Origin of the sequence: Pseudomonas sp. BAY1663, assembly GCF_000582595.1 — a bacterium.
Taxonomy (GTDB): Bacteria; Pseudomonadota; Gammaproteobacteria; order Pseudomonadales; family Pseudomonadaceae; genus Stutzerimonas; species Stutzerimonas stutzeri_AF.
In genome coordinates, this window is the sequence record NZ_AZSV01000017.1 from 23,270 (window position 1) to 35,476 (window position 12,207).

9 protein-coding genes and 1 pseudogene are annotated in these 12,207 nt (G+C 65.0%); 5 read left to right on the forward strand and 5 right to left on the reverse strand.

The window, feature by feature from the left end; genetic code table 11:
• The first annotated feature begins 53 nt into the window (after nucleotides 1-53).
• Nucleotides 54-2,177, forward strand: a complete 2,124-nt coding sequence (locus BAY1663_RS07380; RefSeq protein ID WP_037039040.1) for an EAL domain-containing protein — start codon at nucleotides 54-56, stop codon at nucleotides 2,175-2,177.
• 15 nt (nucleotides 2,178-2,192) lie between these two features.
• Here the strand turns inward: BAY1663_RS07380 and BAY1663_RS07385 are convergent, their stop codons facing one another.
• The 3 genes and pseudogenes from BAY1663_RS07385 to BAY1663_RS07395 form a co-directional block, all read right to left on the reverse strand.
• The gene (locus BAY1663_RS07385; RefSeq protein ID WP_037039043.1) at nucleotides 2,193-3,101 is read right to left on the reverse strand and encodes an acyltransferase; all 909 of its coding nucleotides are present in this window, start codon (nucleotides 3,099-3,101) and stop codon (nucleotides 2,193-2,195) included.
• Nucleotides 3,102-3,366: 265 nt separating this feature from the next.
• Nucleotides 3,367-5,463, reverse strand: coding sequence for a phosphate acetyltransferase (gene pta, locus BAY1663_RS07390; protein WP_037039046.1), 2,097 nt, complete (start codon nucleotides 5,461-5,463; stop codon nucleotides 3,367-3,369).
• A gap of 165 nt (nucleotides 5,464-5,628) precedes the next feature.
• Nucleotides 5,629-6,815: pseudogene (locus BAY1663_RS07395) on the reverse strand (acetate kinase).
• A gap of 238 nt (nucleotides 6,816-7,053) precedes the next feature.
• Between BAY1663_RS07395 and BAY1663_RS07400 the strand changes: the two are divergent.
• From BAY1663_RS07400 to radC, 4 genes are all read left to right on the forward strand, one after another.
• On the forward strand, nucleotides 7,054-7,539 hold the full coding sequence (locus tag BAY1663_RS07400) for a peptidylprolyl isomerase (RefSeq protein WP_037039049.1): 486 nt from the start codon (nucleotides 7,054-7,056) through the stop codon (nucleotides 7,537-7,539).
• Between the two features lie 249 nt (nucleotides 7,540-7,788).
• On the forward strand, nucleotides 7,789-9,012 hold the full coding sequence (locus BAY1663_RS07405) for a site-specific integrase (protein WP_037039051.1): 1,224 nt from the start codon (nucleotides 7,789-7,791) through the stop codon (nucleotides 9,010-9,012).
• Complete coding sequence (locus BAY1663_RS07410; RefSeq protein WP_037039054.1) at nucleotides 9,009-10,073, forward strand: YhcG family protein; 1,065 nt, start codon at nucleotides 9,009-9,011, stop codon at nucleotides 10,071-10,073. The genes BAY1663_RS07405 and BAY1663_RS07410 overlap by 4 nt, the downstream gene beginning before the upstream one ends.
• 351 nt (nucleotides 10,074-10,424) lie before the next feature.
• Nucleotides 10,425-10,934 carry a DNA repair protein RadC gene (radC, locus tag BAY1663_RS07415; protein ID WP_037039057.1) on the forward strand — a complete coding sequence of 170 codons (510 nt, stop codon included), beginning with the start codon at nucleotides 10,425-10,427 and terminating at the stop codon, nucleotides 10,932-10,934.
• A 41-nt stretch (nucleotides 10,935-10,975) separates the two neighbouring features.
• On the opposite strand, the gene arsH is transcribed toward radC, so the two are convergent.
• Both arsH and arsC read right to left on the reverse strand, forming a co-directional pair.
• A complete protein-coding gene (gene arsH / locus BAY1663_RS07420; protein WP_037039128.1) occupies nucleotides 10,976-11,698 on the reverse strand; it encodes an arsenical resistance protein ArsH in 723 nt (240 codons plus the stop codon).
• Nucleotides 11,691-12,113 (reverse strand): arsenate reductase (glutaredoxin), encoded by a 423-nt coding sequence (arsC, locus tag BAY1663_RS07425; protein WP_037039059.1) that lies wholly within the window; start codon nucleotides 12,111-12,113, stop codon nucleotides 11,691-11,693. Before arsC ends, arsH begins: the two co-directional genes overlap by 8 nt.
• Nucleotides 12,114-12,207 lie beyond the last annotated feature (94 nt).

Consider the following 12,207-nt stretch of genomic DNA (forward strand, 5'->3'; position numbering starts at 1 on the left):
TGCATCCCGCACAGCTCACCCGTGGTCGGATACCGTTGACAGGGAGACCGCTCATGGCACAGACGCAGCTCAAATCCAAGCCGCGCAGTCGCACGTTGCTGGTGGTCGACGACCGCGAGGCGAACCTGGTGGCCATGGAGGCGCTGCTCGGCGATGGCGACTGGCAGGTGCACAGCGTCAATTCCGGCGAAGCGGCGCTCAAGGCGCTACTCGAACTGGACGTCGAGCTGGTGCTGCTGGACGTGCAGATGCCCGGCATGGACGGCTTCGAGGTGGCGCGCCTGATGCGCGGCAGCCCGCACACGCGCTACACGCCGATCATCTTCGTCTCGGCCATCGCGCATACCCGCGATTCGGTGCTGCGTGGCTACGCCACCGGCGCGGTGGATTTCATCCTCAAGCCCTTCGATCCGCAGGTGCTCAAGCACAAGATCAATACCCTGCTGGCGCATGAGCACAACCGCCGCGACCTGCAACTGCTCACTCAGCAGCTGGACAGCGCCCGCGCGTTCAACGCCTCGGTGCTGAGCAACGCCGCCGAAGGCATCCTGGTGGTCGGCGAGGACGGCTACATCAGCTTCGCCAATCCGGCCATCGCCGGCATGCTGCACACCCGCGTCGATGATCTGCAGGGCACGCCGCTGCTGTCGCACCTGGCGGCCCCGGAGATGCCGGCCAACTGGCGCGAATCGGACTTCTACCAGCACTGGCGCAGCGGTGCGACCTACCGCCTGCACGAGGCGCAGCTGCACACGGCCACCGGCGCGACGCTGCCGGTGGCGCTGTCCAGTTCGCCGCTGCCGCGCCAGCAGCGCTCGATGGTGGTGATCGCGCTGGACATGTCGGTGGTGCGCAACCTGCACGTGCAGCTGGAAACCCAGGCGGTCACCGATTCGCTGACCGGCCTGCTGAACCGGCGCGGCTTCCACCAGGCGCTGGAGTCGTCGCTGGCGCGGGTCGACCGCAACGGCAAGCGCATGGCGATCCTCTACATCGACCTCGACGGCTTCAAGCGCATCAACGATTCGCTCGGCCATGATGCCGGCGACGAGATTCTCTGCAAGGTGGCGCGCCTGCTGGAAACCTGCATGCGCCCCTACGACATCATCGCGCGCATGGGGGGCGACGAGTTCACCGCGCTGCTGGACTCCCTGGACCATCCGGAAGACGCCGCGCGGGTGGCCGAGAAGCTGATCGAGCTGATCTCGGTGCGGCACAAGGTCGACGGCACCGAGGTGACCCTCGGCGCCAGCATCGGCATCGCGCATTTCCCCGACTGCGGGGTGAGCGTCGACCAGTTGCTGCGCTCGGCGGACATGGCGATGTACGAGGCCAAGCGCGCCGGGCGCAGGCAGTACCGCTTCTTCTCCAGCGACATGAACGAACGGGCGCACGCCCGGCTGATGATGGAGGAGAACCTGCGCAGCGCCACCGAGCGTAACGATTTCGAGCTGCTCTACCAGCCGCAGGTGATGCTCGCCAGCGGCAAGCTCAGGGGCTTCGAAGGCCTGTTGCGCTGGCCGTGCGGTGCCATCGGCGAGAACCATCCCGGCGTGTTCATCCCGCTGCTGGAGGAAACCCGGCTGATCGAACGGGTGGGCGAATGGGTGCTGCGCGAGGGGATGAACCAGCACTGCCAGTGGCTGCCGTCGTTCGGTGGCGACCTGATCCTCAGCCTGAACGTCAGCCCGATACAGTTCAGCCGCGCCGGGTTGCTCGACTCGCTGCGTCGGTTGCTCGACGAGTACCAGCTCGATCCGGCACAGCTGGAGCTGGAGGTCACCGAAGGGACGCTGATGCAGGATCTCGAGCAGAGCTGCGATAAGCTCAGGCAGTTGCGCAAGCTGGGCGTGCGGGTGGCCATCGACGATTTCGGCACCGGCTATTCGTCCCTGGCCTACCTGCGCCATTTCGAGCTGGATACGCTGAAGATCGACCAGTTGTTCATCGCCAACATGCTGGATTCGCCGCGCGATGCGGCGGTGGTCAGCACCATCATCGATCTGGGACGCAACCTCGGTCTGGAAGTGGTGGCCGAGGGCGTGGAGACCCTGGCGCAGCGCGACTGGCTGGTCGCCAACGGCTGCGACGTGATGCAGGGCTTCCTGGTTTCGCCGGCGGTGCCGGCGGCGCAGGCCAGCCTTTTTCCCAGGCAGGTGGACTGGGAGGGCCGCTGAGCGGCGCCGGCGGTTTCAGGAACGCGGTGGAAACGCCTGGTGCAACTGCGCCAGCTGCGCATCCTTGGCGCTCCAGAGCTGGTTGACCCATTGCTGGAAGGCCAGCCGGTAGGCCTCGTCCTGGTCGTAGTTCCGGCCGAGGAACTCGGCGGGGATCGGCTGCGATTCGATCCGCAGCACCACCTGGCGAATGTGCCCGGCGAGCAGGTCCCAGAAGCTCGGGCGGCCGTCGGGGTAGTGGATGGTGATGTTGATCAGCGCGCTCAACTGCTCGCCCATGGCGTCGATGACGAAGGCGATGCCGCCGGCCCTGGGTTTGAGCAGATGGACGAATGGCGACTGCTGCTGGTCATGCTTGGCCGGTGTGAAGCGCGTGCCTTCGAGGAAGTTGAACACCGACACCGGGTTGGTCCGGTAGCGCTCGCAGGCCTTGCGTGTGGTGATCAGGTCCTGGCCGCGTTTCTCCGGGTACCTGGCCAGGTATTCCTTGCTGAAGCGTTTCATGAAGGGAAATTCCAGCGCCCACCAGCACAGCCCGATCACCGGGACCCAGATCAGCTCCTGTTTGAGGAAGAACTTGAGGATCGGCATGCGTCGGTTGAGCTGGTACTGCAGCACGAGGATGTCCGCCCAGCTCTGGTGGTTGCTGGTGACCAGGTAGGAGTGCCGCATGTCGACCCGTTCGAGGCCCTGCACGTCCCAGCGGATGGGTTGCACCAGGTCCATCCAGAAGCTGTTGACCGCCATCCAGGACTCGGCGATCCAGTGCATGCCGAAGCGCAGGCCGCGCTGGATCGCGGGGATGGGCAACACGAGCTTGAGCAGCGAAAGCGCGAACAGCGGCCAGCACCAGAACAGCGTGTTGAGCGCCAGGGTCAGCGCGGCGAGGGTGCCTCGCAGGGGCGAGGGAAGGAAGCTCAGCATGGGGCGTCTCGTCGATACGACTGATTCGAGGCGCCAAGGGTAGCGATTGTGCGCCGAACTGCAACTGTCGGGCGAAGCCCGACGGGCAATGCAACAGGTCTGGCGTAGGGTGGGAAACGCGCGCCGCGCTTTCCCACGCGGAGCGCGCCCGGCATGCCTCGCGCACAGGGTTGGGTGGCGATGCGTTCGCGTGGATGGCTTCGGCCATCCACCCTACGCCCGCATGGTGCGCGTGGCGTAGGGTGGAAAACGCGCGCTTCCGCGGTCAGGCCTTCTGGTTGGCGGCCTGCAGCGCGGTCAGGGCGATGGTGAAGACGATGTCGTCGACCAGGGCGCCACGGGACAGGTCGTTCACCGGCTTGGCCAGGCCCTGCAGCATCGGGCCGACGCTGAGGCAGTTGGCGTTGCGCTGGACCGCCTTGTAGGTGGTGTTGCCGGTGTTCAGGTCGGGGAAGATGAACACCGTGGCCTGACCGGCGACCTTGCTGTTCGGTGCCTTCTGCCGGCCGACGCTGAGCACGGAGGCGGCGTCGTACTGCAGCGGGCCGTCGATCGGCAGTTCGGGGGCGCGCTCCTGGGCGATGCGGGTGGCTTCGGCGACCTTCTCGACTTCCGCACCGCTGCCGGAGCTGCCGGTGGAGTAGCTGATCATCGCCACGCGCGGGTTGACGCCCAGGGCCACGGCGGACTCGGCGCTCTGCAGGGCGATCTCGGCCAGCTCGGTGGCGTTCGGGTTGGGGTTCACCGCACAGTCGCCGTAGACCAGCACCTGGTCCGGCAGCAGCATGAAGAACACCGAAGACACCAGGCTGTAGCCCGGCGCGGTCTTGATCAACTGCAGGGCCGGGCGGATGGTGTTGGCGGTGGTGTGCACGGCGCCGGAAACCAGGCCGTCCACTTCGTCCAGGGCGAGCATCATGGTGCCGAGCACCACGGTGTCCTTCAACTGCTCGCGGGCATCGTCCGCCGTCAGGCCCTTGGCCTTGCGCATCTCGCACATCGGCTCGACGTAGCGGTTGGCGATGGCGTCCGGATCGAGGATCTCCAGGCTGGCCGGCAGGCTGATGCCCTGCTCGTGGGCGACCTGCTGGACTTCCTCCGGCTTGGCCAGCAGCACGCAGCGGGCGATGCCGCGCTCCTGGCAGATGGCGGCGGCGCGGATGGTGCGCGGCTCGTTGCCTTCCGGCAGAACGATGCGCTTGTTGGCATCCTGGGCGCGCTTGACCAACTGGTAGCGGAACGCCGCCGGGGACATGCGCAGCTCGCCGCGCGGCACGCTGCAGCGGGTGTGGAGGAACTCCGGATGCAGGTGCTGGGCGATGAAGTCGGTCACGCGGGTGGCGCGCTCGATGTCGTCCGACGGGGTTTCCTTGTTCAGGCCGAACAGGTTGTTGGCCGTGTCGTAGGAATTGGTCTCGACGGTCATCACCGGCAGGCCGCCGTCCAACGCGGCCTTGCACAGCTCGAGGATGCGCGGGTCCGGCGCGAAGTCGCTGCACAGCAACAGGCCGGCGAGCTTCTCGCCGTTGAGCGAGGCCAGGCTGGCGGCGAGGATGATGTCGTCGCGGTCGCCCGGGGTCACCACCAGCACGCCGGAACGCAGCAGCTGCACGGTGTTCGGTACGGCACGGGCGCAGAGCACGATCTTGCTGACGCGGCGCTGCTCGGCTTCGCCGGCGTTGAGCACCTGGGCGCCGAGCAGCTCGGCGATGTCGCGGGTGCGCAGGGCGTTGAGTTCTTCGGCGAAGGGGATCGCGCCGAGCAGCTGGAAGTCCGCGCTGCCCAGCAGCGGCAGGTGCTGCTTGAGGCTGTCGACGAAGGCCGGGATGCCTTCCTCGCTCTTGACCTTGTTGAGGATCACGCCGAGCACCTTGGGATCCTTGGCGCCGCCGTACAGCTGCGCCTGGATCTCGATGCGCTCGGCCAGGCGCTTGAGGCTGTCGCTGCCCTGGGCGGCGATCAGGATGACTTCGGCATCCAGGCTCTTGGCCAGGTGGGTGTTGATGCGCTGGGTGTAGTTGGATTCGCGGGTCGGCACCATGCCTTCGACGATGACCACGTCCTTGCCGGCCGCGACTTGCTGGTAGCGGCTCACCACGTCCTCGAGCAACAGGTCGATCTCGCCGTCGGCCAGTTGGCGCTCGACCCGCTCCAGCGGCAGCGGCTCGGGCGAGGACAGCTGCAGCGTGCGCTCGACCAGGATGCAGGAACGCTCGCGGCCCTGGTCGACCGGGAAGGGCTGGGCGATGGGTTTGAAGAAGCCGACCTTCAGGCCGGCTTTTTCAAGGGCGCGGATCAGGCCGAGGCTGATGGAGTTGAGACCGCCACCGAAGCCGGTAGGGGCGAGGAAGAGTGTGTGCATGGCATCTCCTTGGGAAGCAGGTGCTCGGGGTAACGGGGCTGGGCGCCGGCTAGGCTAGGCGAGTTGCGCGAGGGCGGGAACTGCCTGTTTGCCGCGGGCCGTATGGGCAGAGACCCGACGGCTTGCGCGGTCGGGTCTCGATCATTCTCAACGTGCCTCGAACGCTCAGGCGTCCAGCAGCGCCAGCGTATCGAGGGCGATCTGGCGCTCCTCGTTGGTCGGCACCACCATCACGCGCGGGCTGCCCTCGGCCTGGATCTCGCCGGCGACGCCGCGGGTGCAGCGGGCGTTGGCCTCGGCGTCGAGCTTGAAGCCGAACAGTTTGAGGTGCTCCAGCGTGCGCTCGCGCACCGCCGCGGAATTCTCGCCGATGCCGCCGGTGAAGAGCAGGCCGTCCAGTTGCGGCAGGGCGCAGGACATGGCGGCCAGCGACTTGGCCAGGCGGTAGCAGAACACCTCGAAGGCCAGCACGGCGCCCGGGTGGCCAGCCAGGCGGGCCTCGGTCAGGGTGCGCATGTCGTTGGACAGGCCGGAAAGCCCCTTCATACCGCTTTCCTTGTTGAGCATGTTGTCGATCTTGGCCAGGTCCCAGCCCAGGGTCTTGTTCAGGAAGTTGTGCAGGCTCGGGTCGACGTCACCGCTGCGGGTACCCATCACCAGGCCTTCGAGCGGCGTCAGGCCCATGCTGGTGTCGCGGCTCTCGCCATTGACCACGGCGCAGGTGGAACAGCCATTGCCCAGGTGGGCGACCAGCCAGCTGCTGTTCTCCACCGGCACGCCGACCAGTTCGGCGGCGCGTTTGCTGACATAGCGATGGCTGGTGCCGTGAAAACCGTAGCGGCGCACGCCATGTTCCTTGTAAAGCACGTCAGGCACGGCGTAGCGGTAAGCGTGTTCCGGCATGCTCTGGTGGAAGGCGGTGTCGAACACGCCGACCTGAGGCAGTTTCGGGAACAGGTTGATGGCGGCGTGGATGCCGCTGAGGTTGGCCGGGTTGTGCAGTGGAGCCAGTTGAATGTTGGCTTCGATGCCGGCCAGGGTTTCGTCGTTCAGCAGCGACGAGGCGAAGAACTTTTCACCACCATGCACCACGCGGTGACCGATGCCGTCCAGGTGGCCGCCAGCGGCATCTTCCACGCGTGGCAGGATCTGGGCGAGGGCAGCCTGGTGATCGGCATTCGGCACCTTGACGCTTTCCTTGCCGGCGGCGCTCTCGAAGTGGATGACAGCTCCGGGCTGCCGATGCATTCGGCCAGGCCTTGCAGGGGGAAAGTCGCTTGCGCTTCGTTGACCAGTGCGAACTTGATCGACGAGCTGCCGCAGTTAATCACCAGGATGTTACGAGCCGACATCGGTGCTCCTTGGTTTGCTGAATGTTATTGAAATGGGCTGCCAAAGAAATCTGCGCGGATTCTTGCACATACGCCGCGAAAGGGATGCCATCCAAAGGTTGTAGTCCGGCTCTCCAAGGCACTACATGTGGGGGCTGTCAAGTGGCGAGAGCGCCCCGTTTATCCGGCCTCGGTTCGCATTCGTCGCTATGGGCGGTTAAACTTTGGCATCCATCCTCTCAAGCAAAGGTTTTGCCCCATGCTGATTGCCGCTAACAAGGCTGTCTCCATCGACTACACCCTCACCAACGACGCCGGTGAGGTGATCGACAGTTCGGCCGGCGGCGCGCCGCTGGTCTACCTGCACGGTGCAGGCAACATCATTTCCGGTCTGGAAAAAGCCCTCGAAGGCAAGCAGGGCGGCGACCAGATCCAGGTCACCATCGAGCCCCAGGATGCCTACGGCGAGTACAGCGCGGAGCTCGTCGCGACGCTGAACCGCGCCATGTTCGAAGGCGTCGACGAGCTGGAAGTCGGCATGCAGTTCCACGCCTCCGGCCCTGATGGCGGCATGCAGATCGTCACCATTCGCGATGTGGAAGGCGACGACGTGATCGTCGACGGCAACCATCCGCTGGCCGGCCAGCGCCTGAACTTCGACGTCAAGGTCGTCAACGTGCGTGACGCCAGCGAAGAGGAAGTGGCCCATGGTCACATTCACGGCGAGGGTGGCCACCACCACTGATACGGGGGCCGTTCAGGCCTCCGGTGATGCAGTGGCCCGCGTGGCTGCTGTGCTGGCTGCATAGAGAGCGCTCCGGTCGTTGCCGGGGCGTTTTTTTGTTTCAGCATGACTCCAGCCCGGTACTTCGCTGGACTGCGCCATAGCTCGATACAGCAGGTTTATCAAGAACTTACGCGCGTCCATCATATGCCGGTGCTTTCTGAAACTTGACCCGGTTTTCCTTCGCGCCGCTCCTATCTGGCTCTTGGAATTCGGGTCGTTCCAAGGAGTCATCATGCTAAGATCAAGCTCACCAAGACCGCCGTAGAGTCAGCGCAACCCCAGGCCAAGGACATCGAACTACGGGATACCGTGGTGCCGGGCTTCCTGTGCAAGATTACCCCGAAGGGCCGCCGGGTGTTCATGCTCCAGTACCGCACAAACTCCGGGCAGCCTCGCAAGCCTTCGCTGGGCCTGTTCGGGGAACTGACCGTGGAGCAGGCCCGCGTCATGGCGCAGGACTGGCTGGCCGAGGTTCGCCGGGGCGGCGACCCCGGCGGTGCCAAGGCCGAAGCGCGCAAGGCGCCCACGGTCGAAGCGTTGTGCAAGAAGTTCATGGAGGACTACTCCAAGAAGCGCAACAAGCCCAGCACGCAGCGTGGCTATCAGGCCGTCATCGACCGCTGCATCGTCCCGCTGCTGGGCCGCAAGAAGGTGCATGAGGTGAAGCGGCCCGATATTGCCGGGCTGATGGAAAAGCTGGCCTACAAGCCGACCGAGGCGAACAAGACCTTCGGTGTGCTGCGCAAGATGTTCAACATGGCCGAAGTGTGGGGCTACCGCCCGGATGGCACGAATCCGTGCCGCCACGTCCCAATGTATCCGCCGGGCAAGGAAACCCGGCTCATCGTGGACGAGGAAATGGTGAGGATCTTTCGCCAGTTGGAGAAGCTGGAGGCGGAAGGGCTGGAGAACTACGTCATTCCGCTGGCGATCCGGCTGCAATTCGAGTTTGCCGCCCGGCGCTCCGAAATCTGCCCGCTCGAATGGAGCTGGCTGGACTTCGAGAACCGGCGTGTGGTGTGGCCCGACAGCAAGGTCGGTGGCATTTCAAAGCCCATGAGCGAGGAAGCGTATCGGCTGCTTTCGACGACACCGCGCAGGGAGGACTGCCCCTATGTCCTGCCGTCGCCGAACGACCCGGCCAAGCACCTGACCTTTGGCGAGCACTATGGCGGCTGGTGCCGGGTGCTCAAGGCCGCCAGCGTCCCGCACGTCGGCACGCACGGCATCCGCCATCGCTCGACCACTGACATTGCCAATTCGGGCGTGCCGACCAAGGTAGGCATGAAGCTGACGGGCCACAAGACCGTGGCGATGTTCATGCACTACGTCCACACCGAGGACAAGCCGGTACGCGATGCGGCCGAGCTGGTGGCCAGCCGGCGTCAGGCCATCACGGGCGCGCGCCAGCTTGCGGAGGCGGCAGTATGAACACGCGCCGGTCATCCGTGGCATCGCCCGCAGCGCCGTCGGCGCTGCTGGGCGACATTCGGGTACTGATTGAGGCGGCGCGGCAACGCGCCGCCTCGGCGGTGAATAGCGAGCTGACGATGCTCTACTGGCGTATCGGCCAGCGTATCCGCACGCAAGTCCTGGAGGGCCGGCGAGCCGACTACGGCGAGGAAGTATTGCCTACCCTGGCGGCGCAGTTGGTGAAGGAGTACGGCAGCAGTTTTGCGGTCAAGAACCTGCGCCGCATGGTGCAGTTTGCCGCCACCTTCCCCGAGGAGCAGATTGTCGTATCACTGATACGACAATTGAGTTGGACGCACTTCATTGCTCTGATCCCGCTGAAAGATCCGCTCCAGCGGGACTACTACGCGCAGATGGCCAGCGCCGAACGCTGGAGCGTGCGGACGTTGCGCGAGCGCATCAACTCGATGCTGTACGAGCGCACAGCGCTGTCCAAGAAGCCGGGCGAGACGATTGCGCAGGAGCTGGCGACGATGCGCGACGCGCAGCGCATGTCGCCCGCCTTGGTCATGCGCGACCCATACATCCTCGACTTCCTGGGGCTGCGGGACACTTGGCAGGAAGGCGACTTGGAGGCGGCGATCATCCGCGAAATGGAGTCGTTCTTGCTGGAGCTAGGCGCGGGGTTCAGCTTCGTGGCCCGACAGAAGCGCATCCCGATTGACGACGAGGATTTCCACCTCGACCTGCTGTTCTACAACCGCAAGCTGCGACGGCTGGTGGCGGTGGAGTTGAAGGTCGGTGACTTCAAGGCGGCCTACAAGGGACAGATGGAGCTTTATCTTCGCTGGCTCGACAAGCATGAACGCGAGCCGGAGGAAGCCTCGCCATTAGGGATCATCCTTTGCACCGGCAAGAAGCGTGAGCAGATCGAGTTGCTGGAGCTGGACAAGTCGGGCATCCACGTTGCCGAATACCTGACCGCCTTGCCTCCGAGGGGCGTGCTGGTGGAGCGGCTGCAACAGGCAACGCAGCGGGCGCAGTTGCAGATCGAGCAGCGCAAGACAGACAACGGGTAGTTCTGTCCCAAGCATTCGGGCGTCCCGGCGTGCCGCCGTCGGGTTCGCGGGCTGCGCCCCGCGCTTCGTGCCGAATCGCGGCCATCCGGCTTTGGCCCCTGCCGCCTCCGGCCCTGCCGGGCCTGCCGGGCCTGCGCGCTCCGCTTGCCCCAAAGGCCGACTGTGTGCAGTGGGCGGGGTGTAGGCGGTCTTGCTGTTTCCTTCACCGTATCACGGCGTTCTCGCCGTCAAGGGCGGCGCGCGCTTGTGCGCGCTTGCGTCCTGGCGGCCGTCTGCGACCCCTGACGGCTTGCGCTGCGCCGTGCTGGCGACGGTTCCGGGCAATTCCGCCCGAGCAACCGGAGCACGATCATGTCGCAACTATCCTTTTCCTCGTTCGATACCTCGCTGATGGTGCGCGATGCACAAGGCCGCTACCTGCTGGCGACGACCGACCAGATTCTGGAGGCCGCGCGCCAGGCCATCGAGCAGAAGATGCAGCGTGGTGCCTCGTTCAGTTCGCCAGCGGCGGTCAAGGAGTACCTGCGCGCCAAGCTGGCCGGCTTCGAGCACGAAGTCTTCGCAGTGCTGTTCCTGGATACGCAGCATCGCCTGATCGAATACAGCGAGCTTTTTCGAGGCACCATCGACAGTGCATCGGTGTATCCGCGCGAGCTGGTCAAGGAGGCGCTGCGGCTCAATGCGGCAGCGGTCATCGTTTCGCACAACCACCCGAGCGGCAATCCCGAGCCGAGCGGTGCCGACAAGGTGCTGACTCAGCGGCTCAGGGAGGCACTGGCGCTGGTGGATGTCCGCACGCTGGATCACGTCATCGTGGCAGGCGGCAGCACCATATCCTTCGCCGAACGCGGTCTGATTTGACCGAGGGGGCTTCGGCCCCCTTTTTGCTGCGATGGCGGTTCTCAGATCGCTGTTTGATTGACGCGCCGGCTCAGGGCGTCGGCGCTTTCCTTGCGCTCGCTATAGCGATCTACTAGATATGGCATCACGTCGCGCGTGAGCAGCGTGAACTTCATCAGCTCTTCCATCACATCCACGATGCGGTCGTAATAGGCCGAGGGCTTCATGCGTCCCGCTTCATCGAACTCCTGGTATGCCTTGGCGACCGAAGACTGGTTAGGGACGGTCAGCATCCGCATCCAGCGACCCAACACGCGCATCTGGTTGACGGCATTGAAGGACTGCGAGCCCCCCGAAACCTGCATAACCGCCAGCGTCTTGCCCTGGGTTGGGCGCACGGCGCCGACCGATAGCGGAATCCAGTCGATCTGGGTCTTCATCAGGCCGGTCATTGCGCCGTGGCGCTCGGGCGAACTCCACACCATGCTTTCGGCCCATTGCACCAGCTCGTGCAGTTCCCTGACCTTCGGGTGATCGTGAGGCGCATCGTCCACCAACGGCAGACCCGAGGGGTTGAACATCCGTGTCTCACCGCCGAGCGCGCTCAGAATGCGTGCCGCTTCTTCGGCAGCCAGGCGGCTGAACGAGCGCTCGCGTAGCGAGCCGTAGAGCAACAGAAAGCGCGGTGCGTGGGTGGCACGCTCGGGCGCCATCAGCCGCTGGGCATCGGGTTGCTGGAACAGCGCGGTGTCGATATTGGGTAGGTCGATTCTGGATTCAGACACGATGACCTTCCGCATTCACGACGGCTTCGCCGTCTTCCTTACAGAACGCACCGCGCTGCGGCTGGGGCAGGATGTCCAGCACTGTTTCCGAAGGTCGGCACAGCAGTATGCCCAGCGGCGTGACCACGATGGGGCGGTTGATGAGGATGGGGTGCTGGAGCATGAAGCCGATCAATTGCTCGTCGTTCCACTTGGAATCATCCAGGCCGAGTTCGGCGTAGGGCGTGCCCTTCTCGCGCAGCACCGCGCGCACTGGTACGCCCATCGCGGCAATCAGGCGTTGCAGCGTTTCGCGGTCGGGTGGCGTCTTCAGATATTCGATGACCACGGGCTCCTCGCCGCTGTTGCGGATCAGGCCAAGAACATTGCGCGATGTGCCGCAAGCGGGGTTGTGATAGATGGTGATCTGGCTCATGCCATTGCCTCGGTTCAGGAGTTGGTGGAGCTGGTGGAATACGTGCTGGTTCGTGTGAGCCGCGATCGGCGGCCCAGCCGCAGTAGCGATGCCA